21 protein-coding genes are annotated in these 25873 nt (G+C 68.6%); 7 read left to right on the plus strand and 14 right to left on the minus strand.

What is annotated here, in order from left to right; all coding sequences use genetic code 11:
* Positions 1-89: 89 nt before the first annotated feature.
* Genes FB561_RS34625 through FB561_RS34635 form a run of 3 tightly spaced genes read right to left on the minus strand, consistent with a single transcriptional unit; the run spans position 90 to position 4684 of the window.
* Complete coding sequence (locus FB561_RS34625; protein ID WP_145814308.1) at positions 90-497, minus strand: hypothetical protein; 408 nt, start codon at positions 495-497, stop codon at positions 90-92.
* A complete protein-coding gene (locus tag FB561_RS34630) occupies positions 490-3627 on the minus strand; it encodes an RHS repeat-associated core domain-containing protein (RefSeq protein WP_145814309.1) in 3138 nt (1045 codons plus the stop codon). Before FB561_RS34630 ends, FB561_RS34625 begins: the two co-directional genes overlap by 8 nt.
* Positions 3569-4684, minus strand: a complete 1116-nt coding sequence (locus tag FB561_RS34635; RefSeq protein ID WP_145814310.1) for a DUF6531 domain-containing protein — start codon at positions 4682-4684, stop codon at positions 3569-3571. Before FB561_RS34635 ends, FB561_RS34630 begins: the two co-directional genes overlap by 59 nt.
* Positions 4685-4897: 213 nt before the next feature.
* On the opposite strand from FB561_RS34635, the gene FB561_RS34640 reads away from it, so the two are divergent.
* Positions 4898-5524, plus strand: a complete 627-nt coding sequence (locus FB561_RS34640) for a DUF6308 family protein (protein ID WP_145814311.1) — start codon at positions 4898-4900, stop codon at positions 5522-5524.
* A 21-nt stretch (positions 5525-5545) separates the two neighbouring features.
* Here the strand turns inward: FB561_RS34640 and FB561_RS34645 are convergent, their stop codons facing one another.
* Positions 5546-7144: an LLM class flavin-dependent oxidoreductase gene (locus tag FB561_RS34645; protein WP_145814312.1), complete on the minus strand. Its 1599-nt coding sequence runs from the start codon at positions 7142-7144 to the stop codon at positions 5546-5548.
* 133 nt (positions 7145-7277) lie between these two features.
* Here FB561_RS34645 and FB561_RS34650 point away from each other — a divergent pair, with 133 nt between their 5' ends.
* On the plus strand, positions 7278-7709 hold the full coding sequence (locus FB561_RS34650) for a MarR family winged helix-turn-helix transcriptional regulator (RefSeq protein WP_145814313.1): 432 nt from the start codon (positions 7278-7280) through the stop codon (positions 7707-7709).
* A gap of 4 nt (positions 7710-7713) precedes the next feature.
* Positions 7714-8631 carry a PLP-dependent cysteine synthase family protein gene (locus FB561_RS34655; RefSeq protein WP_145814314.1) on the plus strand — a complete coding sequence of 306 codons (918 nt, stop codon included), beginning with the start codon at positions 7714-7716 and terminating at the stop codon, positions 8629-8631.
* Here the strand turns inward: FB561_RS34655 and FB561_RS34660 are convergent.
* Entirely contained in the window at positions 8608-11673 is a 3066-nt protein-coding gene (locus tag FB561_RS34660) for an AfsR/SARP family transcriptional regulator (protein ID WP_145814315.1), read from the minus strand. The genes FB561_RS34655 and FB561_RS34660 overlap by 24 nt on opposite strands.
* Positions 11674-11788: 115 nt before the next feature.
* Between FB561_RS34660 and FB561_RS34665 the strand changes: the two genes are divergently transcribed.
* The 3 genes from FB561_RS34665 (at position 11789) to FB561_RS34675 (ending at position 13715) form a co-directional block, all read left to right on the plus strand.
* Positions 11789-12364 (plus strand): NADPH-dependent FMN reductase, encoded by a 576-nt coding sequence (locus FB561_RS34665; protein ID WP_145814316.1) that lies wholly within the window; start codon positions 11789-11791, stop codon positions 12362-12364.
* A 21-nt stretch (positions 12365-12385) separates the two neighbouring features.
* Positions 12386-12919 carry a dihydrofolate reductase family protein gene (locus tag FB561_RS34670; protein ID WP_145814317.1) on the plus strand — a complete coding sequence of 178 codons (534 nt, stop codon included), beginning with the start codon at positions 12386-12388 and terminating at the stop codon, positions 12917-12919.
* A 94-nt stretch (positions 12920-13013) separates the two neighbouring features.
* A complete protein-coding gene (locus tag FB561_RS34675) occupies positions 13014-13715 on the plus strand; it encodes a class I SAM-dependent methyltransferase (protein ID WP_238335302.1) in 702 nt (233 codons plus the stop codon).
* On the opposite strand, the gene FB561_RS34680 is transcribed toward FB561_RS34675, so the two are convergent.
* Positions 13716-15086, minus strand: coding sequence for an FAD-binding oxidoreductase (locus FB561_RS34680; protein ID WP_145814318.1), 1371 nt, complete (start codon positions 15084-15086; stop codon positions 13716-13718). It lies immediately after the preceding gene.
* A gap of 277 nt (positions 15087-15363) precedes the next feature.
* Here FB561_RS34680 and FB561_RS34685 point away from each other — a divergent pair, with 277 nt between their 5' ends.
* On the plus strand, positions 15364-15705 hold the full coding sequence (locus tag FB561_RS34685; RefSeq protein ID WP_145814319.1) for a dihydrofolate reductase family protein: 342 nt from the start codon (positions 15364-15366) through the stop codon (positions 15703-15705).
* On the opposite strand, the gene FB561_RS34690 is transcribed toward FB561_RS34685, so the two are convergent.
* The 8 genes from FB561_RS34690 to FB561_RS34725 all read right to left on the minus strand — a co-directional run bounded on the left by FB561_RS34690 (position 15683) and on the right by FB561_RS34725 (position 25824).
* Entirely contained in the window at positions 15683-16348 is a 666-nt protein-coding gene (locus FB561_RS34690; RefSeq protein ID WP_145814320.1) for a GntR family transcriptional regulator, read from the minus strand. The genes FB561_RS34685 and FB561_RS34690 overlap by 23 nt on opposite strands.
* A gap of 65 nt (positions 16349-16413) precedes the next feature.
* Positions 16414-17343 carry a D-2-hydroxyacid dehydrogenase gene (locus tag FB561_RS34695; protein ID WP_170284934.1) on the minus strand — a complete coding sequence of 310 codons (930 nt, stop codon included), beginning with the start codon at positions 17341-17343 and terminating at the stop codon, positions 16414-16416.
* Positions 17340-18233 (minus strand): carbohydrate ABC transporter permease, encoded by an 894-nt coding sequence (locus FB561_RS34700; RefSeq protein ID WP_145814321.1) that lies wholly within the window; start codon positions 18231-18233, stop codon positions 17340-17342. The genes FB561_RS34695 and FB561_RS34700 overlap by 4 nt, the downstream gene beginning before the upstream one ends.
* Positions 18233-19192, minus strand: coding sequence for a carbohydrate ABC transporter permease (locus FB561_RS34705; protein ID WP_145814322.1), 960 nt, complete (start codon positions 19190-19192; stop codon positions 18233-18235). Before FB561_RS34705 ends, FB561_RS34700 begins: the two co-directional genes overlap by 1 nt.
* Before the next feature lie 7 nt (positions 19193-19199).
* Positions 19200-20519, minus strand: coding sequence for an ABC transporter substrate-binding protein (locus FB561_RS34710; RefSeq protein WP_145814323.1), 1320 nt, complete (start codon positions 20517-20519; stop codon positions 19200-19202).
* 165 nt (positions 20520-20684) lie between these two features.
* Positions 20685-22775 (minus strand): alpha-amylase family protein, encoded by a 2091-nt coding sequence (locus FB561_RS34715; protein WP_238335303.1) that lies wholly within the window; start codon positions 22773-22775, stop codon positions 20685-20687.
* Positions 22772-23620 carry a 2-hydroxy-3-oxopropionate reductase gene (locus tag FB561_RS34720; protein WP_145814324.1) on the minus strand — a complete coding sequence of 283 codons (849 nt, stop codon included), beginning with the start codon at positions 23618-23620 and terminating at the stop codon, positions 22772-22774. The genes FB561_RS34715 and FB561_RS34720 overlap by 4 nt, the downstream gene beginning before the upstream one ends.
* Complete coding sequence (locus tag FB561_RS34725) at positions 23620-25824, minus strand: alpha-amylase family protein (RefSeq protein ID WP_145814325.1); 2205 nt, start codon at positions 25822-25824, stop codon at positions 23620-23622. The genes FB561_RS34720 and FB561_RS34725 overlap by 1 nt, the downstream gene beginning before the upstream one ends.
* Positions 25825-25873: the final 49 nt, after the last annotated feature.

Consider the following 25873-nt stretch of genomic DNA (forward strand, 5'->3'; position numbering starts at 1 on the left):
AACTCCCGCGGCCAGGTCCGGACCTGCTAATCCAGACGAGTCAAGGTGATCTCGACAAACAGAGTTCGCTGTCGATGTGTGATCGTCAGTCAATCGTTGACCACCTCAACCTCAACCCCGTAGCGCAGCCTGAACTCCTCCGCGAGCTCTGCGCCCGCGAGCCGTGGGAGGCGCGCCTCCCACCACGGTCGAGTAGGGCGATCTATCTCAGGGCGCAGAATCGCACGATATTTCTCGTCCACCTCCGACACTTGCGCACGCACCCACCCCATCTGCTGGAAGCGGGCAAGATTTCTGTCGTTCAGCAATCGCTCGATGAGCGCTCGGATATCGAGATCATTGTTGAACTCGTAGATGTCATCCAGATAGCCCTCCGTGCAGCTTTCGACAAAATCTTCCCATTCCCCAACGACATCCGTTGGCCCCATAACACGTCGCCACCCTGCGTCGGTGACTGCATCACGAAAAGCCTGAATAAACTTAGCCGTGTCACTCACCCGTCACATCTCTCCAGAAATAGTCTTCCCCATCATCCGGACGGAAGAAGGTTCGGATCACACCGTCACGCGAGCGAATGCCCAAATAACCCGACTCTGGATCGAACCGCACAAGCGCTCCGTCACGCAGACGCACCGCCTCTATAACACCATCAAACCCTCCACCCCCGATGAAAGCACGCGCGCTTGTTCGGTACGCAACCGGATTTCTTAACTCTGGCAAGTCGGCGCCACCCTTCTTGGCGCGAGGCTTGGCTGGGCTCTTGAGATCAACTCCCTTCACATGCTTTGCATAGTGTTTGAATGCGGCATGATCGTTGGCGAAGTCTGCGACGCGGATCAGGTCCGTGCTTGCACCTGCCGCGGTCTGGGCTCGCCCCCCATTGGCGGCAATGACTCTCTGCCCCACCCCAGGGAGACGACTTGCAACTCCAGCAATCGCAAGATTCGCGGCGAACGCGGAGCAGTTGCCCTTGACTATGCAGGCTTCGGCTGAGAGGGCTCCTCCTGTTACGCCTGAGGTGATGCCGGAGGCTGAGGAGACTTGCATGAGGACTGGGATTGCTGGGGCGCACGGGCGGTAGAGGGTGCAGGCTACGGCGGCTGTTGCGGTGCCGATCGAGACCCAGCCGGAGATTTGGGAGACGTCTGTGAGGGTGCCGTTGATGTTCGACAGGCCGGTGAGGTCTGTTCGGGTCAGGGGATTGTTGGCGGCGTAGCCGTACTGGTGGGTGCCGGGGCCTTGGTCTGGGGAGAGGAAGGTTCCGGCTGCGGGGTTGTACTCGCGTTGGCCGAAGAGGTAGTTGCCGTTGGGGAGGCGGAGACCGCCGGCAAAGCCAGGTGTCTGGGTAGCCGGATCGGGTTGGGCGTTGGGGCCCTGCGGGTTCGTCGGCGTGGATTCCTTGCCGCGCAGAGCTCCGAACGGTTCGTAGGTGTGGTTCTCGTCGGCCGAGGTGAGGACCGAGCCTGTGGCCGAGGCGGCGAGGTCGGTGGTTGTCGTCGACTTCGCGGTCGTCGTGGTTTGGGCGAGAAGGCCCATCGCATAGCTGTAGCGGGTGGTCGCCGACGGGGACTTGGTGCCCAGGATCTGGGGCGAGTGCGGGTCCCAGAGGTAGTTGGTGGTCTGGCCGTTGGTGGTCGAGGTCAGACGACGACCGTCGGCGGAGTGGGTGTAGGTCGTCTTGGTGGAACCGACGGCTGAGGTGGCTGGTTTCCCGGCGGCGGTCCAGGTGTACGTCGTGGCGCCGTCCGAGGTGAGGTTGCCGTCGGGGTCGTAGGTGTAGGCGCGGCCGACAGGCGGGACCCGAGGGTAGGCCGCGGGCGCCGCGATCGATGCCTGGAGCTCGTTGCTCGGGCCGTAGATGGACCAGGTACTGCCGATGGGGCGCTGTTCCCAGGTGCGATTGCCGGCCCCGTCATAGGCGTAGCGGATGTAGTCCTTCGCGTCGTCCGTGCACTCGTCGGCGTCGTAGCAGACCGCGGTGAGCTGATTCAGCGCGTCGTAGGTGTAGGCGGCCTTGCCCGCGGTTGAGTCGTCGGTTCGCTGGACGTTGCCGGCCGCGTCGTAGGTCGAGGTGATGGTACGAACCGGCTTGCCGGCGCGGGTCAGGTCCAGCCGGGTCTCTCGGCCTCGGAGGTCGAGTTGCCGGGTTTCAGTCAGGCCGTTCGGACGTCGCGTGGTGATCGAGCCGCGGGCCAGGTCGTACGAGTAGGTTGCAGCCTGCTTCCCGTTGACCGATGCGGAGACCAAGCGGTCCACGGAATCCCAGGCGTACGTCTCGGTCTGTCCACCCGCGGAACGCGCCAGCAAGTTCCCCGCGGCGTCCCAGCGATAGGTCACCCCGGCACCGGGCCGACCAGCCGAGATCACGCGATCGAGGCCGTCGTAGCCGAACCGAGTCGTGCCAGAGACGTCGGTCATCGACGTACGCCGGCCTGCCGCGTCCCACGTGAACGACGCCGACGGTGTCTTGTCCGAGTAGTCGAGGCGGGTCATAGCGCCGCGGGCATCGAGCGTGAAGGATGCCGACTTGCCCGACGGCAACGTGGTCCGGACCAAGCGGCCGGCCTTGTCGTAGCTGAACCGCCAGGTGCGCTCACCGGTGGCGGTCGACGTGGTCCGGCCGGCCGCGTCGTACGCGAAGGTCTGTGCTCGGCCGCTCGCGTCGATCTGCTTCACCAAGCGGCCGGACGCGTCGAACTCTGCGGTGGCCTCCGGCGACGAAGGTGCGGTCACCCCGACGAGCTGACCGGCCTCGTCATAGCGGTACCTGGTCGTACCGCCTCGCGCATCGGTCGATCCGGCCAAGCGCCCTTGGTCGTCGTAGCTCTGCTTGGTGGTCACGTCCAACGGACCGTGCTGCTCGAGCGGCTGATCGTCCGCGGAGTAGCTCACAGTAGACGTCTGGCCCCGCGGCCCGACGATCTTCGTCGGGCGCCCCCAGCCGTCCACCTCGTACTTGGTGGTGCGGCCGGCCGGATCGGTGACACCGGTCAGGTCGCCGTCAGCGGAGTATGCGAAGCGAGTGGCTCGGCCGAGGACGTCCCGGGTCCACGTCACCAGACCTCGCGTGTCGTAGCCCGCCGATGAGGACTGGCCCGCGTATGACGTCCCAACCAGGTTCCCGCGTGGGTCGTAGGTGTAGGTCGTCCGGCGCCCCAACGGATCTGTCACCGCGACCGGGTTGCTGCCCTTGCCGTACTGACGACGAGTGGTGAAGCCGCCGGCGTCGGTCGAACTGGTCACTCGTCCTTGGGCGTCGTAAGCGTGACGAGCGCCGTGCCCCAATGCGTCGAAGACCCTAATGAGGTTGCCGGTCGAGTCGTAGTGGAAGGTGACGGCGCTCCCGGTCGGGTCGACCTGACGGACGAGCCAGCCGCGTTCGTACTCGTTGATCCAGCGGCCGCCCGTCGGATCGGTCATCGTGGAGGTACCGCGGATCCCGGCCGGCTCCCAACTCCAGGTGGACTTGCTGCCCTTGCCGTCCGTCTGGGCTACGACGCGGCCCTGGTCGTCGTACTCCGTGGTCAGGAACGGCTTGCTCGAACCGCCTTGCAGTCGAGCGGGACCGTCACGGTCCAGGCGAGGGACTGCGTTCGCGCCGGCTTCGGCTTGGGGTAGTTCGAGCACGGCCAGGCTCCGACCTGCCAGGTGCGGAGGTCCTCGGCTCAGTGCCTGGGGCGGAGAGCGTCACGGTCTTGACGAGTCCGCGTTCGTCGTAGGCGTAGCTCAGCGAGCGTCGTCCGTTGCGGACCGTCGCGACCCGGCCGGAGTCCCGGTGCAGAGTGACACCGACTCCGTTGTGATCCACCACGGACTGCAACTCACCCGACGAGGAGAAACGCATCCGCCCTTCGTCGAGATCCTTGAGGACGAAACCACCGTCGGCAGCAGTCAGCTGGAAACGCGCGGCGCCAGGTTCGATGGCGTAGCCGGTGCCGCGCCGGGTGAAGCCGATCTCACGTCCGTCCGAAGCGAGATACGTGACGGCGGTACCAGCTATCACAAGGCGATCGGAGTACGAGCCGCGCCACCCGCGTCCGAGTGACCCCGACGTGTCGTCGTTGGAGTTGTACGTCCGACCGAGGGCGAGCGGTACTCCGAGGCCGGCCACGGTCGCGTCTGTCTCGACAGCCGTCAGAGCGCCGGTCAGCGAGTTGACCGGATCCGACTGCAGGGCGAAGGGCCCGAAGAGTCCCCGAGCCTGTTTGTCCGGGAGGACGAACCCAGGCGCGCCGGCGTAGATGTTGACATAGCCCCCGGCCGAGCCGCGGCCGTTCGTCAGCGAAGCGCCCAGCAGACCTGGTGACGACGAGACCTTGCAGTCGAGCGGGACCGTCACGGTCCAGGCGAGGGACTGCGTTCGCGCCGGCTTCGGCTTGGGGTAGTTCGAGCACGGCCAGGCTCCGACCTGCCAGGTGCGGAGGTCGGTCAGTTTGATGACGCAGATACTCAGGGACGGCGCGAAGGTCCGGGCCCGGAAGGTGAACGTCTGTCCGGTCCCCGCGTGGCCGAAGCCGCCGTCGTTGGCGATCTGCGGGCCCTTGGAGAGCAGTTCGCCGTTGGCGGTGATGCTGACGTCGACGTGGACACAGGTGCCGTCCTCGGCGTACGAGACCTGCCCTGTCCAGGGGACGGCCAGGAGCGTGACCAGGAGGAGGCAGAGCAGTCGCCAGCGGTGGTTCACCCTGTTTGCCTCCGTCCAGTTGTTGGGCTGTTACGGAGAGTTTATGGGGGTGGGGGCCCTTGTGGGGGTGGCGATTACGGGCTGTGGACAGTGGGCGACTCACCCTGTGGTGATCGTGGGGTGGGGGTCCCCTACTATGCAGCGCAACCGGATGGTGATCGGTTCGCCCGTGCGGGTGGCGGGTTGGCCACGAACAGTGTGAGGGTGTGGCTCATGAACATCGGTAGTCGGAAGATCGTCGTGGACGAGGCCATCGCGCAGTTGCGGATCTACTGCGAGTCGAACGGTGCTGTGCTGACGTACTACGACGGGCTTCCGGGGATGACGCTTGTCGGCGGGTCGGAGCCGGATCGGGTGACGTTGGAGGACCTCGCCCGGACGATGGTGATCGGGGCCGATCTGCGCGCGCTGGACATCCCCTGGCTACTCGAGGTGGACGCGGAGAAGGAGTTCGCCGCGATCCCGGTGGAGGCGCGGCTGGAGGACGCGGAGCCGGGAAGCGAGTTGTTCGAGGCCGCGATGGCGCTGGACGAGAAGTTTTCCGGGCACCGCGGGTTCGGGCACGCGAAGAAGGCGAAGCTGCTGCACCTGAAGCGGCCGTACCTCTTCCCGGTCAGCGACAGCTTCATCCGGATGACGTACAGCAACGCGTCGGCCGGGGCGGAGTTCCTGGCGGCCGTTCACCGCGATCTCGTCCACCCGGCCAACGTGCGCGACTTCAAGATGCTGCGGACCCGGCTGATCGCCGAACCGGCCACGTCGTCCGCCCGCGTTCTCGGTGAGGCCCCGACGCTCCGCCTGCTCGACATCCTCGCGTCCCTGCTGGGCGAGGCGAAGTAGTACCAGAAGTAGGACCAGCGGTCAGAGCACGCCGAGGCGGGCGAGCGGTTCGACCAGTTCGCGTTCCTCGTAGGACAGGTGCGACAGCAGGGTGTCGTCGAGGAGGTCGACCGCGTCCCGGAGGCCGTCGAGGTCGCCCGAGCCGTCCACCAGCGCCACCAGCGCCTTGTCCACGCCTTCCAGGACGTCGTGGATGACGCGGTGCTCCAGTTCCAGCCGATCGACGACCGGTTCGAGGCGGGCGTCGGCGCGGCGGAGATGTGGGAAGAGCGAGGCGTCCTCGATCGAGTGGTGCGTGGTCACCAGCCGGCAGTACGACTCGCAGTAGGTGCCCAGGGTCCAGTTGTTCTGGCGCATCGTCATCGTGTTGATGTGCGACCGCGCCTGCCCGACGCCCAGCGAACCGGCGGCGACCTGGTCGACCAGGTCGTGGATCTGCTCGAGTTCGGCGCGCAGGTGGTCGTGGACGTCGATCAGGTGCTGACCGCCGGCGAGCTGCTGCTGCGTGTACGTCCGCGCCGGATCCAAGGCGGGACCAGTGGGCCGATCCGACTCGTCCCACGGCTGCACCGCACTCCGCCGTACCGCGGGCGGCGGCGTCGGCACGACGGGGAACCCACCCGATGGCGCCTCGGCCACCCCCGAACCCGAGCCAGAAGCAGCCCCGGTCAGCCCTGAGCCGGAGACGCCCACCCCCGAAACACCCGACCCCGAAGCGCCTGAGCCTGGGACACCTGAGCCTGAGCGAGCAGCGGCGACGGCCTCACGGACGCCCGCGGCGACGTCGGCGAAACGGCGGATGTCGTCGGGGTCGTCCGAGCCGAGGATGTACGTGCTCATCCCCTCCGTCAGCGTCAGCTCCGCCAACTGCTCGATCCACACCTCTTCCGGCCCTTGCAGGAAGCCGCTCCCCCGCCCACCGAACCGCCCCGACAGGTTGTACAGCCGCCGCACCGCAGCCGGATCGCGCCCGGCCTCCACGGCCGCCTCGTCGATCTGCTTGTTCATCGCGGTCAGCGTCTCCGGCCCGGAGTACGCCGCGCTCGGGAGCCAGCCGTCGGCCAGCCGTCCCGTCAGCGCGAGCATCTTCGGCTTGTACGCGCCGAGCCAGATCTCCACGGGATGCGCCGGCGCCGGGCCGCGCTTCGCGCCGGTCAGCTGGTAGTGCTTGCCCGCGAACCGGATGCCGCCGCCCTCCGGCGTCCAGATCTCGCGGATCACGGTCATCGCCTCTTCCAGCGCGCTGATGCTCTGCCCGGCCGTCAGCACCGGACCGCTGTTCGCCGCGACCGCCTCGCGGAATCCGCCGGCGCCGAGGCCTAGCTCGATCCGGCCGCCGGTGATCAGGTCCAGGCCGGCGACGCTGCGGGCGAGCACGACGGGATGGCGCAGCGGCAGGTTCGCCACGTTGGTGGACAGCTTGACCTTCTGCGTCTGCGCGGCGATCACGCTGAGCAGGGTCCACGCGTCGAGCAGCCGCGGCTGGTACGGGTGGTCCTGCAGGGTGACCAGGTCCAGACCGGCCTGCTCGGTCAGCTGCGCCAGCGCGATCACCCGCTGCGGCTGCTCGACCGCCGGGGTCAGGAACGTCCCGAAGACCAGCTCATGCCCGTAGTCCATCGTCCATCCTCGATCGTCGCCCGAGAGTCGTTGCCCAATTAGTTCGTGGCACGTAATATTTGACTGACGAACAAACTACTTCGCACCACGAACTTTCACAAGCCACCACCAGAGCCAGGAGAGGTACCGACCGATGCAGGACGAACTCGGGACCGCGAGCGCCCTGGTCCGGCTGACCTTCCTGGTGCAGAGCGTGTACGCCGAGGTCGGGCGCGGCTGTGATCTCACCGTGGCGCAGGCGCAGATGCTGTGCTCGGTGGCGGACCGGTCGGTCGGGATGGCCGAGTTGTCCGGCACGCTCGGCCTGGAGAAGTCGAGCCTGACCGGCCTCGTCGATCGCGCCGAGCACCGCGGTCTCGTCGTCCGCGCGCCGGATCCCGCGGATCGGCGCGCGGTCCGGGTCTCGCTGACCCCGGCCGGCCGCGAGGCGCTGAAGAAGTTCCACGCCGAGCTGACCGCGCGGCTGGAGCAGGTACTCGACGGATTGCCGGTCACCGAGCGGCAGCGGTTCAACCGGTCGTTGCGGCGCATCGTTGCCGAGGTACCGGCGGTGTTCGCAGACTAGAGCCATGATTCTCGGGTCACCGCTGGAGGCGATCGGACGGACGCCCATGATCGGCCTGCGCCATGTGGTGCCGGAGAACGCGGCGCGCGTGCTGGTCAAGGTGGAAGGCGGCAATCCCACCGGAAGCTACAAGGACCGGATGGCGCTCGCGATGATCGAGGGCGCCGAGCGGCGAGGCGTACTGCGTCCCGGGCAGCGCGTGGTCGAGTACACCGGCGGCAGTACCGGGTCGTCGCTCGCGTTCGTCTGCGCGATCAAGGGGTACCCGGTCACCCTGGTTTCGTCGGACGCGTTCGCCGAGGAGAAGCTGCGGACGATGCGCGCGTTCGGCGCGGACGTGGTCGTCGTCCCGAGCGACGGCGGCCGGATCACGCCCGACCTGTTCGTCCGGATGCGGCACGAGGTGGATCGGGTCGTCGAGCGCGACAACGCCTTCTGGACGGACCAGTTCAACAACACTGACGCCCTGCTCGGCTACAACGAACTCGGCCGCGAGATCCTCGAACAACTCCCCACCCTCGACGTCTTCACAGCGGCGGTCGGGACGGCGGGCATGCTCGTCGGCGTCGTCCAGGTGATCCGCCCGCACACCGGCCGCATCGTCGCCCTCGAACCAGCCGGCTCACCCATGCTCACCGCCGGCCACGGCGGCCCGCATCGGGTGGAGGGTACGGCGACCGGCATCGTCCCGCCGTTGCTCACGAACAACACCTACGACGAGGCGCGCGCGATCGAGGAGTCCGAGGCCCGCCAACTCGCGAAGCCACTCGCCCAGCGCGACGGCCTCCTCGCGGGTACGTCGTCCGCGCTGAACGTCCTCGGCGCGATCCAGCTCGCCCAGGAACTCCGGCCGGACCAGACCGTCGTCACGATCGCGGTGGACACGGGCCTGAAGTATCTACAGGGCGACCTCTACGCCTGACACCAGCGCGTACGCCTCCTCCATCGTCAGCTCGCGCCCGTACTCCGCTTCGAACCGCTCACCGAGCTCGGCGATCACCGCGTCCCGAACCCGTTCGACATCACCCGACTCCGCCGGCGTCACCGCGTACCCGTCGGCCTCGCGGACCCGGGCGGTGGCCCCGAGAAGCTGGGCGGCCACCACCGGATCCTCCGACACGAGCGTCGCCGCGATTCCTTCGAGACTCCAGCACATCCCCCGGCGCGACTCGAAGTCCCGCGAGAGCCGGTACGCCTCGCCGTGCAACAGTCGCGCCTCGGCCAGTTCGCCGCGCAGCTCCAACGTCACGCCCAACTCGGACAGCACCATCGACAGGTAGAGCACCGGTTCGTCCTGCCGACGAGCCTCGTCCACCAACGACTGCAACCGCTTCTCGGCCACGTCCAGATCCCCTGCACGACGAGCGGCGAACCCCAGGACCAGCTCGCTCAACGCCCGACCCGGACGGTGACCCTGCTCGGTCGCGAGGCGCAGCGCCTGCTCGCCGAGCACCAGCGCCGTCGAGTAGTCGCCCTGCCGAATCGCGGTCCACCCGAGCCACCCGAGCTCACCGGCCACGTCCGGCCAGAGCCCGAGTTCCTCCGCCATCCGCAGCGCCTCGGTGTGCAACCTGGTCGCCTCCGCGAGGTCACCGGTCATCTCCGAACCCGCACCGAGCCACTCGAGAGCCTGCAGCAGCCCCCACCGATCACCGAGCAACCGGAAGATCCGCGCACTCTCCTCCGCATCACTGCGGAGCGCGACCAGGTCCGAACGGATGTGCTGGTGCTTCGCGCGCGCCCCGAGAGCCGCGGCGACTCCCCACTGGTCACCGCTCGCCGTGAAGTCGGTCAACGCGCGCTCCAACAGCTCGGAGCTGGTCGCCACATCCCCGGAATCGCTGCCCGTCAAGGCAAGCCACCACGTCGACCGAGCGTCCAGGTCCGGCGTGCAGCGATCCCGTACCCCGGCCGCATCGCTGTCGCCCTGCAGGTACATGAACCCCGCCCGCCAAGCAGCGAGCGCCGGCGTCTCCGGTACCGCCTCCAGCGACCGCCGTGCCTCAGCGAACCGCCCGCGCAGGAACCAGTACCAGGACAGCGCATCCACCAGCCGCTGACTCGACACGACGTCGTCCGCGGCCACGGCACCGTCCAGCGCAAGCCGCAGGTTGCCCGCCTCGTCGTCCAACCGCTGCAGCCACTCCCCCTGGTCCGCGCCGTACAGCCCGGGCCTCGCCGACTCCGCGAACTCCACGTAGTACCGGCGATGCCGCTCGCGCACCACGTCGTACTCCCCCTCGGCGTGCAGCTTCTCCACGCAGTACGCCGCAACCGACTCCAACAGCCGGTACCGCGGTCCGTCCGAGCCGTGCACCGCAACCAGGAGCGATCGGTCCACCAGTCGCACCAAGATGTCCAGCACGTCATCGGAAACAGAGCACACCTGCTCCGCAGCGTCCGCGGTACAGCCGTCGGCGTGGACCGCGAGCCGCCGCAGTACCGTCTGCTCCGCGGGACTCAGCAGCTCCCAGGACCAGTCGATCATCGCCATCAACGTCTGCTGACGCGGCGCGGCCCCGCGATGCCCGGTGGCGAGCAGCCGGAACCGGTCGTCCAACCGGGCGACCAACCCCGAGACGCCCAGCGCCCGCACCCGCGTCGCGGCCAGCTCCAGCGCCAACGGAATCCCGTCCAGCCGCCGGCACAACACCGCCACCGCCGACGCGGTCTGCGCGTCGAGCTTGAACGCCCGATCAGCCGCGGTCGCCCTGGCAACGAACAGCTCCACCGCACTCGACGACTGCAGCTCCTCCAGCGAGTCCGAGACGCCCGGCACACCCAGTGGTGGCACCGCCCACACCGCTTCACCGGTGAGACCCAACGGTTCGCGGCTGGTGGCCAGGACCCGCAGATCCGGGGCGCGCGCCAGCAGCCGATCGACCAGCGCGGCGGCCTCGTCGATCACGTGCTCGCAGTTGTCCAGCACAAGCAGCCGATTCCCCAGCGCCGAAGCGAGCCGGTCCATCACCACGGCGCCGGCATCCGCCGCTTCCCGCAGATCCAGGGCGACCTGCAGCGCGTCCATCAGCGAACCGTCCACGTCCAGCGCATCGGGCGCGACCGCGGCCAGCTCGACCAGCGCCACTCCATCAGCGAAAGACCCTGCGACGTTGTCCGCGACCGCCAGCGCGAGCCGGGTCTTGCCGACGCCACCCGGACCCGTCAACGTCAGCAGGCGGTCCTCGGTCAGCCGGGTCCGGATCTCGCTCAGCGCGTCCTCTCGACCGATGAGGTCCGTCAACTGGGCTGGGAGGTTGCTCCGGCGCTGCGGGAGTTCCTGGGTGAGGATCGCCTGCTGCAACGCGACCAGCTCCGGACTCGGATCCAGGCCCAGCTCCTCGGCCAGCAACCGGCGCAGCTGCTCGTAGCTGTCCAGGGCCTCGCTCTGCCGACCCGCGCGGTACAGGGCCTTGATGTGCGCGGCACGGAGCCGCTCACGTAGAGGGTGCTGGGCAACGAGGTCCGCCAGCTCGCTGACGTTGTCGCTGTGTGCCTCGTAGTACTGCTCCTGCGCGGTGAGCCGCTCCTCGTTCAACCGGGCGACCGTGGTCTCCACGAACGCCTCGTCCGCGAAGTCCGCGTACGCCGGTCCGCGCCACACCCCGAGTGCGTCCTCCAGACGGCCCTGCTCGAGCAGCGTGCGGAAGCGCAGTACGTCGTACGAGCCGCTGTCGACCTTCAAGGAGTACCCGGCCGGGCCGGACATCACGAGCGCGCGGCTCCCTGCCTCGGCGTCCTCGAACGCGCGGCGCAGCTGGGACACCTTGGCGGACAGTGTGCCGGCGGGGTTGCCGGGCAGGTCGTCGCCCCACAGGTCGTCGATCAGCCGGTCGGCGGGAACCGGGCGGCCCTCGTGCAAGAGCAGATCGGCGAGCAACGCGCGCACCTTCAACCCCGGTACGGTGACCGCCTCGCCACCGTCCGTCCAGGCCGTCACCGGTCCCAGCACCCCGAAACGCATGGCGGCACCCTATCTTTCCGGCCGGTCGCGCAGGACCGGAAAGAAACCGTAAACCCGACCCGGCAGAGTCTTCCTCAACAGCAAGGACAGCACGGACAGCACGGAGGAGGTGGAGATGAGGCTACGACTGGCGGTGATCGTCGCAAGCACCCGGAACGGGCGGTTCGGCCCGACGGTCGCCGAGTGGTTCACCGGCCGGGCGGACCGCCGGGGCGACCTCGAGACCGACCTGATCGACCTCGCCGTCACCGCCCTGCCGCCGACGCTCGCCGACACCGACGAGCCGCTTCCGGCGAAGGTCGCGGACCTGGCTCCGCGGCTCGCGACGGCGGACGCGTTCGCGGTGGTCACCCCGGAGTACAACAGCAGCTTCCCGGCACCGCTGAAGACGGCACTGGACTGGTACTACCAGGAGTGGCACGCCAAGCCGGTCGCGATCGTCAGCTACGGCCGGGAGACCGGCGGCCTGTACGCCGCGGCCCAGCTGCGGCAGGTCTTCACCGAACTGCACGCGGTCGCCATCCGGAACACGGTCACGTTGCCCTGCTACTGGGAACAGTTCGCCGCCGACGGCAGCTGGCCCCGGCCCGGCACCGGGTACGAGGCCGCCGTCAAGACCACGCTCGACCAGCTCGTCTGGTGGGCGCGTGCACTCCGCACCGCCCGCGACGAGCACCCCTACCAACCCTGAAACCCCGAAAGGAACACCGTCATGCGCAAGATCATCGAGTCCACCTTCATCACCCTCAACGGTGTCATCGACAACCCGCAGAACTGGAGCGGCCCGTACTGGGACGAGGAGCACGCCGGCTACTCCACCACCCTGATGGAGGGCACCGAGGCGCTGCTGCTCGGCCGGGAGACCTACGAGGCGTTCGCCGAGGCCTGGACCGAGCGGGCCGGCGACCCGGTCGCGGACAGCTTCAACGCGATGCCGAAGTACGTCGCGTCCCGCACCCTCACCGAGACCACCTGGAACGCCGAACTGCTGCAGGGCGACGTGGTCGAGGCGGTCCGCAAGCTCAAGGAGGAAGACGGCGGCAACCTGCTGAAGTACGGCACCGGCGAATTCTCCAAGACGCTGCTGGAGCACAAGCTGGTCGACGAGTACCACTTCTGGGTCTTCCCGGTGGTGGCCGGCGGCCAGCAGATGCTGCCCGACGTCGACATCACCCACCTGGAGCTGCTCGGCTCGACCACCTTCAAGTCCGGCATCATCGTGCACAAGCTGGCCCCCAAGGCCTGAGCCCGGGGCGGTGACGCCCGGACGGCTGGGTACGGCGGAAAATATCCCGCCGTACCCAGCCAACTATTACGCCGGTGGCCCGCGTCCTTTCTCTGTGAGCGAGCACGAGAAGGGGCGGCGGGTGTTGTCGTGGGAAGAGGCGCAGTCGTTCGACCACCTGGCCGAGCGGTACGACCGGCTGGGTGAGTTGAGCACCGACCCGGTCGGCGACTGGCTGCCCTCGATCCTGCCGGCCACCGGGCGGCGCGCGCTCGACCTCGGCTGCGGCGCCGGCCGGCACTCGGTCCTGTTGGCCGAGGTGTTCGAGCACGTCGACGCGGTCGACCTGTCCGGCGCGATGGTCCGGCTGGCGCAGCGCAAACGAGCCCGGCCGAACATCGAGTACCGCGAGGCCGGCGTGTTCGACGTCGCCGGCAGCTACGACTTCGTCCTCAGCTCGGCCACGCTGCACCACGTCCCCGATCTCCCCGCGGCGCTCCGGCATATCCGCGGCCTGGTCGCCCCGGACGGCCGGATCGCCCTCGCCGACACGGTGTCCAAGCACCCGTCCACGCCGCGCTGGTGGCTGTACGGCGGCGAGGTCCGCAAGTTCGCGCGCAACCTGGTGAACCGTGGTCCCGCCGAGGCCTGGGAGATCTTCCGGCTCTCGACGGGGCCGTGGCTCGACCACCGGGTCAGCGACCGTTACCTCGATCGGGACGGGTTCGAGCGGGTGTACGGCGCGGCGTACCCCGGCGCGACCTTCGTCCAGGTCGGCCGGGCGCACGCCGCACTCTGGCAGCGCGGGACGGACTGATCAGGGCGCGATGTTCTGGTTCAGGTGGAACAGGTTGCCCGGGTCGTACTTGCGCTTCACCTCCACCAGCCGGGAGTAGTTCCCCTTGTAGTTGTCCGCGATCCGGCCCTGGTCGTCGCCGGCCATGAAGTTGACGTACCCACCGGACTCCGAGTGCGGCGCGAGCGCGTCGGAGTACCCGCGGACCCAGGCGATGTTCGCCTCGTTCTGCGCCGGATCCGGCCACATCCCCGCGATCACCGTCGCGAAGGTGGCGTCCCGGTACGCGAACGCGGTCGCGTCGGCCGGGACCCGGTGGCAGGCGCCGTTGATCGGGTAGATGTGCACCGTGGAGTTCACCGCCGGCAGGTTCGGCGCGTGCTGCAGGTGCGCCTCGATCGCGCCGTCGGTCAGCTCGGTGACGAAGTTCGCCTTCCAGTAGTGCTGCAGTCCCGGCGGCACGAGAGCGTCGAACGCGCTGTTCAGGGCCGGGTACGGCATCGGCCCGACGTGCTCGGCGACCAGCGGGGCGAAGTCCCGGAACTTGGCGATCTGCGCCTCACCCTGGTTCAGGTCCCCGGCCCAGCAGCCGACGATCAGGATGAACGGCTCCCCGTGCCGGTTCTCCGGGATGAACGGCAGCGGCGGCGCGATCTGGAACGCCGGGAACCCGCCGAGCTGCTCCGGCGCGTCCTGGATGAGTTCGCGGAACCCGGACAGCACCGCCGGCGCGTCCGACAGCTCGAACACCATCGGGCCGCCGTAGATCGTCTCGACCGGAGCCAGCCGGAACTCCATCGCGGTGACCACGCCGAAGTTGCCGCCACCACCGCGGATCGCCCAGAACAGGTCCTCGTTGTCCTTCTCGCTCGCGATCAGGAACCGGCCGTCCGCGGTCACCACGTCGGCCGAGACCAGGTTGTCGCAGGACAGCCCGAGGCCGCGGTCGAGGTACCCGATCCCGCCGCCGAGGGTGAGCCCACCGACGCCGGTGGTCGAGATGATGCCGCCGGTCGTGGCCAGCCCGAACGCGTGCGTCGCGGCGTTGAAGTCGCCCCAGGTCGCCCCGCCGCCGGCCCGCGCCGTCCGGTTCACCGGGTCCACGCGGACGTTGCGCATCCCACTCAGATCGGCGACCACGCCGCCGTCCACGGTGCCGAACCCGGGCACACTGTGCGATCCGCCCCGGACCGCGAGCTCGAGACCGTTCTCGGCCGCGTACCCCACGGTGGCCATCACGTCGCCGGCGTTCTCACACCGCACGACGACCCGTGGCCTCCTGTCGATCATCGCGTTGTAGACCTTGCGCGCCTGGTCGTACCCGTCGTCGCTCTCGGTGTACACCGCGCCACGGACCCGCTCCCTCAGGTCCTCGATCGTGTAGTCCCCCATCACGTACTCCTCCACAGCCCCGCTGGCAGCCAAGATGCCGTCGGCACGTGCCCGTGGCCGCACCGATCAGACCGGCCGGCCGCCGACCCGGCGCGAGAAGTCCCCCAGCGAATCCAGCCCACCGCCCCCGACGACCACCGGACCTCCCCCAGGCCCGTCTCAGCGAGACTCCCGCTGCCCACGCCAATAGTCAATGGGGGCCGATGTCAAAGCCGCCCGACCGGCTCCGACCGATCACCGACAGCAGGACGGCAGACGCCAACCCCAGGAGCGGATCATGCGCAAGATCATGTACTACGTCCACCAGTCCCTCGACGGCTTCATCGAGGGACCGAACGGCGAGTTCGACTGGGCCCAGCTCGGCCCGGAGCTCGCGGCCTACTCGATGGGCCTGACCGAGCGGTCCGGGATCTTCCTCTACGGCCGTACGGTGTGGGAGATGATGTCGTCGTACTGGCCGCGGGCGGACGCGACGGACGCCGACCAGCACGCCATGGAGTTCGCGCCGGTGTGGCGGGAGATGCCGAAGCTGGTGCTAGTCGCGCAGCTTCGACGACCGGACGGTCCTGCTCCGGCACGACCGGGTGTGAGGCGGGTCAGTCCTTGTGCAGTGAGCTGAGCAGGCGGCCCTGGGCCTGCTCGAGGTGGTAGGCGAGATGCTCGCCGGCCGCGACCGGGTCGCCGTCCTCGATGGCCTTCAGGACGGCGGCGTGCTCCTCGGCGACGTTGGTCGGGTTCGCGGTCCGATGCGCCTGGTACTGGCCCATCGTGAGGTGCACCTCGCCGATGATCAGCTCGTGCATCCGGGACAGCCGCAGACTGCCGACCCCGGCCACGAGCGCCGAATGGAAGGCGATGTCGGCCTCCACCTGGTTCTCGAACAGCCGGTCGCGCGCGGCGTACTCGATCGCCACCTGCGCCTTCGCGGCGGCCGGCGGGACCTCCCCGGTGGCGGCCAGCGACGCTACCGCGGCCCGCTCGATCGTCACCCGGCTGAAGAACAGGTCGCGGATCTCGTCCTCGTCGAGCACCGGGACGACCGCCGTCTTGTGCGCGGTCCGGCGGAGCAGGCCGAGCGCGGTGAGCCGCTCCAGCACCGCCTTCGCGGTCGGCCGGGCCACGTTGTACTCCGTCGCCAGCCGGACCTCGGTGAGCTTCTCCCCCTGCGGGATGTCCCCGTTGACGATGCGCTTGCGCACCGACTCGTAGAGCGCCTCGGTCAGCGAGGACGGCCCGAGTTGCAGGCTCGCATCGGTGGCCACCCGGCACCCCCTTTCCATCGAATGGTCAGGCAAGTGTACTCGTCAACCAGTCTGCGACCGTTGGATCAGTACCCGGCCGCCTTGTCGACCACGTTGAGCAGGTCCTCCCCTGCCAGGAAGCGTCGCAGGTTCTCCAGCACGATCTGCTCGCCACGCCGTACGGTGCCCTCGCTGGTCGCGCCGTTGTGTGGTGTCACGATCACGTTCGGCAGCTCCCAGAACGGGCTCTCCGGCGGCAACGGCTCGACCCCGTGCGCGTCCAGTCCGGCTCCCGCGATCTGCCCGGACCGCAGGGCCTCGAGCAGCGCGTCGTCGTCCGCGATACCACCGCGCGAGATGCAGACGAAGTACGCCGTGTCCTTCATCCGGGCGAACGCGTCGGCACCGAACCGGCCCGCCGTCGCCGGGGTGTTCGGCGCGGTGACCACGACGAAGTCGGACTCGGCCAGCATCGCGTCCAGCCCGTCCTCGCCGTACACCTGGTCGACGTACGGCGAGGGCTCGTCGGGTCGCCGACGTACGCCGACCACGCGCAGGTGGAACGCCTTCGCCTTGCGGGCCAGGTCGATCCCGGAGTTGCCGAGCCCGTAGATCCCGAGGGTGAGGCCGGCGAGTTCCCCGTGGGTGAACCGTTCCCACCGGCGATCGGCCTGGGCCCGCATCCACCTCGGCACGTCCCGGTTCAGCATGAGCATCAGCAGCATCGCGTGCTCGGCCAACGGGATCGCGCCGTTGCCCGCCGACGAGGTGAGGACCACGTCGGAGCCGAGCATCTGCGGGGTGAGATCCGCGTCCACCCCGGCGGCCGGGCTGTGGACCCAGCGCAGCTTCGGCGCCCGCGCGAGCACCTCGCCCGGGACCCGGCCGATCACGGCCGCCATCGACTCGACCAGGTCGGCCGGTACGTCCGTCCAGTCCTCGACGTACCGCAGGTCCACGGCGGCCGCGGCCGCCGTCAACGCCGGCTTCTCCTTGCCAACAGCAACAATGATCATTTCAGTCCCGTCGTCGCGATCCCCCGGATCAGGTACTTCTGCGCGAACGCGAAGAACACCAGGATCGGCAGCAGGGACAGCAGCGACATCGCGAACAGCATGCCCACCCCGCTCTGCGTCTCCGAGTCCACCATCGAGTTCAACGCGACCGGGACCGTGAACGCCTGGGTCCTGGTCAGGTAGATCAGCGGCACGAAGAAGTCGTTCCAGGTCCAGATGAAGGTGAAGATCGTCGTCGTCACCAGGGCCGGTCGCATCAACGGCAGGATGACGTACCAGAAGGTCAGGAACGGCCCGGCGCCGTCGATCCACGCGGCCCGGTCGAGCTCCCGCGGCAGGGTCCGGATGAACTGCACCATCAGGAACACGAAGAACGCGTCGGTGGCCAGGAACTTCGGGATCAGCAGCGGCCAGTACGTGTTCACCAGGCCGAACTGGGAGAAGAAGATGTACTGCGGGATCACCAGCACGTGGAACGGCAGCATCACCGAGGCGAGCGTGATCGCGAAGTACACCTTGCGCATCCGGAACTGCAGCCGGGCCAGCGCGTACGCGGTCAGCGAGCAACTGAACAGGTTGCCCACGATCGAGCCGAGCGTGACCAGCAGCGAGTTCGCGAAGAACACCGAGAACGGCCGGTTCAGCGCGTGCCAGCCGTCCTTGAAGTTGTCCAGCGTCAGCTCGGTCGGGACGATGCCCGGCTCGGTGAGGATCTGGTCGGCCGGTTTGAACGCGCTCACCACCATCCAGACCAGCGGATAGACCATGAACGCGACGAACACGAGCAGCCCGGTGTGCTTGAGCGCGGCCTTGATCCGGCGTTCGCGGGTCGGCGGCGGACTGGAGACCGCTGCGGCGGCGGTCGTGGGGTGGTCCGTGGTGGTGGTCATCAGTTGTCTCCGTAGAAGACCCAGTACTTCGAGACCAGGAAGTGCAGCGCGGTGATCGCGGCGATCGCGACCATCAGTACCCAGGCCAGCGCGGACGCGTAGCCCATGTCGAACGCGACGAACCCCTGCTGGTAGACGTACAGGGTGTAGAACAACGTCGAGTTCGCCGGGCCGCCGGTCCCGCCGCTGACGATGTGCGCCTGGGTGAAGGTCTGGAACGCGCCGATCGTCTGCAGGATCAGGTTGAAGAAGATGATCGGCGTCAGCAGCGGAATCGTGACGTGGGTGAACTGCCGCCACACGCCGGCGCCGTCCACCTTGGCCGCCTCGTACAGCTCGTCCGGGATCTGCCGCAGGCCGGCCAGGAAGATCACCATCGGCGACCCGAACGTCCACACGTTCAGCACGATCAGCGTGGCCAGCGCGGTGTTCGGGTTCTGCAGCCAGCTCTCACCCTGGATCCCGAGCAGCCCGAGCCCTTTGTTGATCAGGCCGTCGTCGCCGAAGATCTCCCGCCACAGGATCGCGATCGCGACGCTGGTCCCGAGCAGCGACGGCAGGTAGAAGGCGCTGCGGTAGAACGCCAGCCCCTTCAGCCCGCGGTCCAGGATCAGCGCGAGCAGCAACGCGAACCCGAGTTGCAGCGGGACCGAGACGAGGACGTACACCAGGGTCACCTTGACCGAGGCCCAGAACTGGTCGTCCTGGACCATCCGGCGGAAGTTCTCCAGGCCGGTCCACTCCGGCGGGTTGAGGATGTCGTAGTCGGTGAACGCCAGGTAGAGCGAGGCGAACAGCGGGACCGCGGTGATCAGCAGGAAGCCGAGCTGCCACGGGATCAGGAAGATGTGCGCGGCGCGGCCCTGCCGGTTGAGGTGGAACGCCGGCCGCTTCGTCGGTGCGGCCGGCTCCTCCTGCTCGGGGGCCGCGCGGACCTGGCGGTCCTCGTCGGTCAGCATGGCGAGATCACTGCGCCCGCTTGATCCCGGCGGCGATCTCGTCGACGAGTTTCTTCGCCCCGTCCGGCACGCTGCTCCGGCCGAGCGCGATCTCCTCACAGACCCGCGCCATCGTGGTCCGCCAGGTGCTCGACCCGGGCGGCGCCTCGTACCGCGGTTTGCGCTCGGCGGCCCGGTCCTTCTCGACCACCGCCAGCATCTCCTTCTCGTCCGCGGTCGCGAACGCCTTCGACGCCTCGGCCACCTTCGGGTTCGTCGGCGCGCCCATCGTCAGCCGGACCGTCTTCAGCATCTCCGGGTTGTTGACGTTGTAGTCGAGCACCTTGCCGGCCGCCTCGACCTTGCCGTCCTCGATCCGCTGGTAGATCGCCATCCGCGGGAAGTACAGGTACTTGTGCCCGCTGGTCGCGTCGGCGTCGGCCGGCATCGCCCGGAGCCGGAACACCTCCTTGGGGAACATCTTCGCGTCGTCGATGATGTGGTTGGAGTTGCCGAAGTTGACCAGCACCTTCTTGCCGACCTGGGCCCAGTCCGGACCCATCCCCTCCTGCTCGCTCAGCGACAGCGCGGCCCCGGCCTTGCGCAGCTTCTCCCACCACTCCAGCCAGCTGCCCAGGCCGTCGACGGTGAACCCGACCTGGCCGTCCTCGGTCCACAACTGCTCGCCGTGCTGCCGCAGCCAGGCCTCGAAGGTGAGGTCGTGGTCGGGGGTGTACGGCACGCCCTTGCGCCTGCCGGGGTTGTTCTTGCTGTAGGCAACGAGCAGCTCGGCGAGCGAGTCCCAGGTCCAGCCGGCGCCCTCGGCGGGCAGGGTGACGCTGTCCGCCTTGGCGACCGTCTCGTTGTAGCGGATCACCGGGACGAAGATGCCGAACGGCAACGTGTTCAGCTCGCCACCGAGCTTGAACGTCTCCAGGTCCTGCTCGCTGTAGTCGTCCCACTTCAGCGTCGGGATGTCGTCGAGTTTGCGGTACAGCTTGCTCTTGGCGTACGTCATCACCTGCGGCGAGGCGATCCAGAAGATCTCCGGGACCTCGCGGGCGGCGATCTGGGTCGTCATCCGCTCCTGGAACGCGGTGTAGTCGGCGAACTCGGGCTCGATCCCGATGTCGGTGTTCGCGGCGGTGAACTGCTGCAGCGCCTTGGTGTAGTTCTGCTGGCGGATGTTGTTGCCCCACCAGGCGTACCGCAGGGTGGTCTTCCCGCCTTCTCCGGCGCCGGCGCCACCGCCGGTCCCGCCACAGCCGGCCACCGCCGCGGCGGACAGACCCACCGCGGTCGTTCCCAGGGCGAGCTTCAGAAACCCTCGCCGATCAAGTCCGGTCATCTCGATCTCCCGTTCCTCAGTTTCGGGTTTCGCCTCACGACCCCCGGGCGGCGGTTTCCGATCATTGTTTGTTTCGATCACATGACGGTCAAGAGGTCATGCATAGTTGTTTGACAATCTTGCACGCCAGACGCGTGCGAACGCGGTCTCAGCTACTGGTTCCGGTTATGAGCGGGCGACGAGGACCTCGAACAGGCCCAGCTCGGGCAGCTGGACGCGGCCGTCGACCACGGGCAGCCGCTCGCCCGAGCAGAGCGCCTCGATCTCGCCCGTGAGGCCCGGCAGCGACAACCACGTACTCGCGATCGGCAGCGGCGCGGCGAACCGCTGGTCGGCGTCGCCCGATCTGTTCAGCAGATGGATCACCGTCCCGGCCGCGGATCGGCCGAGCACGATCTCCACCTGTTCGGGCAGCCCGGTCGCGACCTGCGGACCCCCGGCCCGGACGACCTCGTCCACGAAGAGATCCCGCTGCGCCGACAACCCGACCTCGCGATACGCGCGGCCGACGGTCCACGGCAACATCACGGCCCGGCCCTTCCCGTACTCCGCGCGCAGCCGGCCGGGATGCTCGAGCTCCAGATGCCCGTAACACTTTTCCGGCGGGCCGTAGGGAGCGCGCGACAACGCGAGTAGCCCCAGCTCGGCCCCTGCCTTCGGCTCGACCACATCGAACGCCCCGACCACGGGCACAATCCCGTTGTCGACAATCCGACCATCGCCGACGCCCGCCGTTCCACCCACCCCACTCGCCCCCCGCACCCCCGTCGGGGTGGTGCGGAGGTGGAGGGACCTGGTCGCCTCTTCGGTGTCGTGACTCGCGAGCCTGCGGGTCGCCGGAAGGCAGGCGAGCTGGATCTCCTCGGCGATCACCCCGCTGTTGCCCGTGGCAACCACCGCGCCGCCGCCCTGGCAGTACGCGTCGACCGCCTGCGCGGAGGCCGGCGCGAGTCCGCCGAGATCGGGCAGCACGACCGCGCGGTACCTGGCCAGCTCCACCTCGGCGAGCCGTTCCTCGGGGACGACGTCGAACGGGACGTGCCGTTGGACCAGGGCGAGGTACAGCCCCTGGAACTCCCTGGTCGCACCCGGCTTGAACTGGTCCGGCCGCACCAGCAACGTCTCCGCGGCCGGCCCGAGCCCGCGGTACACCTCGTGCTGGTCGCGGTGGAATCTGGTCAGCTCACCCGCGATCCCCAAGCAGGCATAAGGATTGTCGACAGGCGTACCCATGATGTACGTCGACGGGTTGGCACCGCGCGCGATCGCCTGCACCAGGTACTGCGCGAAGTGGTGCGGCTCCTCGCCCGCCGACCGGTACGGCATGTCCACGAAGCCGACCGAGTTCGTCAGCACCGGCACCGTCGGCCGGTACGTCTTCGCCGCGCTCACCGCCTCGCTGGTGCGGTGGTGCCACAACGGCCGGCCGACCGCGTTGTTCGCCTCGTGGAAGACGATGTCCGCGCGATCCCCGAGCACCAGCGGCGCCTCCGGCCGTCGGCGCGCGAGGTGGTCCCGGATCCGGCCGGTGAGCTCGGCCAGCACCTCCCGCGAGAACCGCTGCCACGTCTCGTACCCGGGTGACTCCTTGCCCTCCGGAAGACTCTCGCCGGGCGCGTACGCGGCGTACCGGGCGGTGCAGGCGAGACAGTGGCAGACCCCGCGGTTCCGGCGGCTGTAGTCGACCTCGTTGAACGACATCCAGTTGCAGAAGAAGCCGTCGATCGGATAGCGGTCGAGCACCTCGTCGAGGACCTCGAACAGCTTCACCTGGTAGTAGTCGCCGCTCGGGCAGACGCTGGTCAGCCCGTTGTAGACCTGCGGATCGCCGGCCACGTCGACGAAGCACCACTCGGGATGTCGCTCGGCCCGCCGGTGGTCGATCTTGGAGAAGTCCATCCGGCCCATCACCCGGATCCCGCGCCGGCTCGCCGCCTGCACCGCGTCGCCGACGAGGTCACCCGAAGCCCGCTGCGCGAGGTACGGGTTGCGGGTCTGGAAGTCGAGGTCGGTCGGATAGTTGGACAGGATCCCGCCGACGCTCAGCAGCCAGGTGTCGGCGCCGAACTCCACCAGGTAGTCCAGCACCTCCTCGACATCGAGGCCCGCGTCGATCTCGCGCAGGTTCGTCTGGAACATCCGGAACGGTTCCTGCCACCACAACGCCCGCTCCGCCTTCTCCCCCACCACCTCGCCCGGCTCTCCCTCCGGCGCCGGCGTCACCTCCCCGAACCCGACCGCTTCCGCCGGCTTCACGATTTGCCCCGGCGGAGGGTTCGGTGCAGGGCGGAGTGGTCGAGGTCGCCGTCGCCGTCCGCGATCGCCGCGTTCATCAGCTGCTGGGTGGCGGCCGTGTTGGGGAGCGCGAGGTCCAGTTCGTTCGCGGCCTGGATCGCGAGCGCGAGGTCCTTGCGATGCAGCCGGATCCGGAAGCCGGGATCGAAGGCCTGGTTGATCATCCGCTCACCGTGCAGTTCGAGGATCCGCGACGAGGCGAACCCACCGAGCAACGCCTCCCGCACGACGGCCGGATCGGCGCCCGCCTTCTCGGCGAACAGCAACGCCTCCGCGACCGCCTCGATGGTCAACCCGACGACGATCTGATTGGCGACCTTCGCGGTCTGCCCGGCACCGGGACCGCCGATCAGCGTCACGTTCTTCCCGAGCACCTCGAAGATCGGCCGGGCCCGCTCGAACACCTCCGGCCGGCCGCCGACCATGATCGTCAGCGTCGCCTGCTGCGCCCCGACCTCACCACCGGACACCGGCGCGTCCAGGTACTCGCAGCCGAGCTCCTCGATCCGCCGCGCGAAAGTCTTCGTCGCGGTCGGCGAGATCGAGCTCATGTCGATCACCAGCGATCCGGGCTTCAGTCCCTCGGCGACGCCGTCCGCGCCGAAGAGTGCATTGTCGACATCAGGCGTGTCCGGAAGCATCAGGATCACGACCTCCGACCGCTCGGCCGCGTCCGCCGCCGACTCGCAGGCGTGCCCGTCGACGTCCGGTTTCGCCCGGTACAGCGCGAGGTCGTGCCCGGCCGCCGCCAGGTTGCGGGCCATCGGGCGTCCCATCACGCCCAGTCCGACAAATCCGATCCGCATCACTGCCTCCAGTCCACGTGCACGATCTCGAGCAGGCCGGCGGTCGGAATCGTGACCACGACCCGCTGATTGTCGACAATCGGCTCCACGTCCACCCCGGCGACCACCAGCCGCACCTTCGGTCTCACCTCGACCCCGGCCGGATCCGTGGGCAGGGCGACCGTGACGGTCTGCGGCGGGAGCGGAAGGGTTTCGCGGATCGGTCCGCGCATCGCCATCGGGTTGGTGAGGTTGACCAGGGCAACGGCCACCTGGCCCTCGCCCTGATGGACGGCGACGTCGACCAGACCGGCGCCTTCGACGGTCACGTCCGGGTCCTTGCCGAGGGCCCAGGCGACCGCGTTCGCGATCAGCCGGCCGTGATCCGACTGCAGCGCCTCCCAGAAGATCGCGCCCAGGTTGAACGGGAAGTACACCGTCCGCCCACCACCGGCGTGCTCGCGGCACACCACACCCGGCCGATCGGGCCCCTTCCGCGGGTACACCTCTTCCATCGGCAGATCCGGGAAGTCCGGGATGAAGCGGAACGGCACCACGGCGTCCGGATCCGCTTCGATCCCGAGGATCTCGGTGCCGCCGATGATGCGGGTCGTGTCCCCGAAGCCCTCGTTCAGCCGGTGCTCGTCGGTCAACGCGATGTAGTTGTTCTTCACCGCCCGGCTCGGCTCGACCAGGTGAATCCCGAGTACGTCCGACAGACCGAAGTCGGCGCGCACTTCCCCTCGTTCGTCGAACAGCGAACTCTGGTACGCCGCGACCAGCGACCCGCCCTGCTCGACGTACGCGCGGAGGGCGGCGCACTGGTCGTCGCCGAGCTGCTCCGCGTTCGCGAGCACGAGCACCTTGTACTGGTTCAGCCGGTCCGCGGTCAGCGCCTGGTCGGACACGAACTCGAACGGCACCCGCGCCTCGACCAGCGCCTGGTAGAACCCGTCATCGTGCTGGGAGACCTTCTCGCCGGCTCGCAACTGCCCGGCCCGGGTGGGATCGACGAGCGCCACCTCGGCCGTGATCCGCAGATCTTCGAGCACCGGTTCAACCTGAGCGTGCAAGGTGAACGCCTCGACCACCGGCGGCACCCACCGCCGATCCGGGACACTCGCGTTGAACTTCGTGAACCACGGCAGCGCACCGTGCGCGAAACCGTCGACAATCCACGTCTTCGTCTCCTCGGCCGGCGCGACCGAGTCCTTCCACCGGTACTGGTGGTGCTCCGGACCGACCGAGGTGATCAGCCGGACCGGGCGATCCGGGAACACCCCGCGGTTCCGCTTGCCGTTGCGGCCCGCCGACCACGGCGCCTCGGTACCGGACCGGCCCTGCTTGTCGATGAAGAAGATCGGATAGTGCCGTTCGACCTGTTCGCGGTCGAGATCGCGCGCGCCGAGGGCGCCGAGGTTCGGGATGAAGCGGGCGTGCGGACGAAGATCGCGGACCGCCTCGTCCCAGATCGTCACCAGCCGGCTCAGGTGCCGGCGCCGCCAGCCGACGTACTCGTGCCAGTTCTCCCCGTACTCCTTGGCCGGCAGTTCGAGCCCGGTCTCGTCCCGGAACGACCGGCGTGCCGCCTCGCTGTAGGAGATGCCGTAGTACCCCTCCCACCGGTTCGCGAACACCGCGTCGACGTCGTACTCGCGGACGATCTCGCGGGCCACCTCGGTGATGAACTCGCTGTGGTACGTGGTGTACGCGCAGGTCAGCCAGATGTCCGGGTGCGCCCAGTGCTCGAGCGGGTTGCCGTCGATGTCGCGGGCCAGCCAGTCCGGATGCGCGTCGGCGGCGTCCGCGTGCACGGCGTGCGGATCGACGCGCGCCATCACGCTCATCCCGAGTCCGCGAGCGCCGTCGACCAGGGCGCCGAACGGGTCGGTGTCGCCGAGGTACTTGCTGCGGTAGTGGTACTTGATCGTGGTCGGGTAGTACGCGATGTACCCGCCCGCGCTGATGCAGGTCGCGTTCGACCGGCTGTCCCGCATCAGGTCCAGCCAGAAGTCGAGATCGAAGTGCTCGGGGTCGTCCTCGGCGAGCGTGATCTGCGCCCACCGGGTCGCCCGGTCCGGCCAGTCCGGGCTCCGTTCGGCCCGCGCGTCCACGAACACCTGCTCGTCGACCGGAGCCTGGTCGGCAGTCTGCTCAGGAGTCTGGTCGGGAGCCTGGTCGTTCGCGAGAGCCTGCTCGGGCGCTGTGTCGGATTCTGCGCGCATCGGCGGTCCCTTCCGGATCGGCGAGGTGGTGCCAGAATTGTTAGACAAG

This window comes from Kribbella amoyensis, assembly GCF_007828865.1.
Taxonomy (GTDB): Bacteria; Actinomycetota; Actinomycetes; order Propionibacteriales; family Kribbellaceae; genus Kribbella; species Kribbella amoyensis.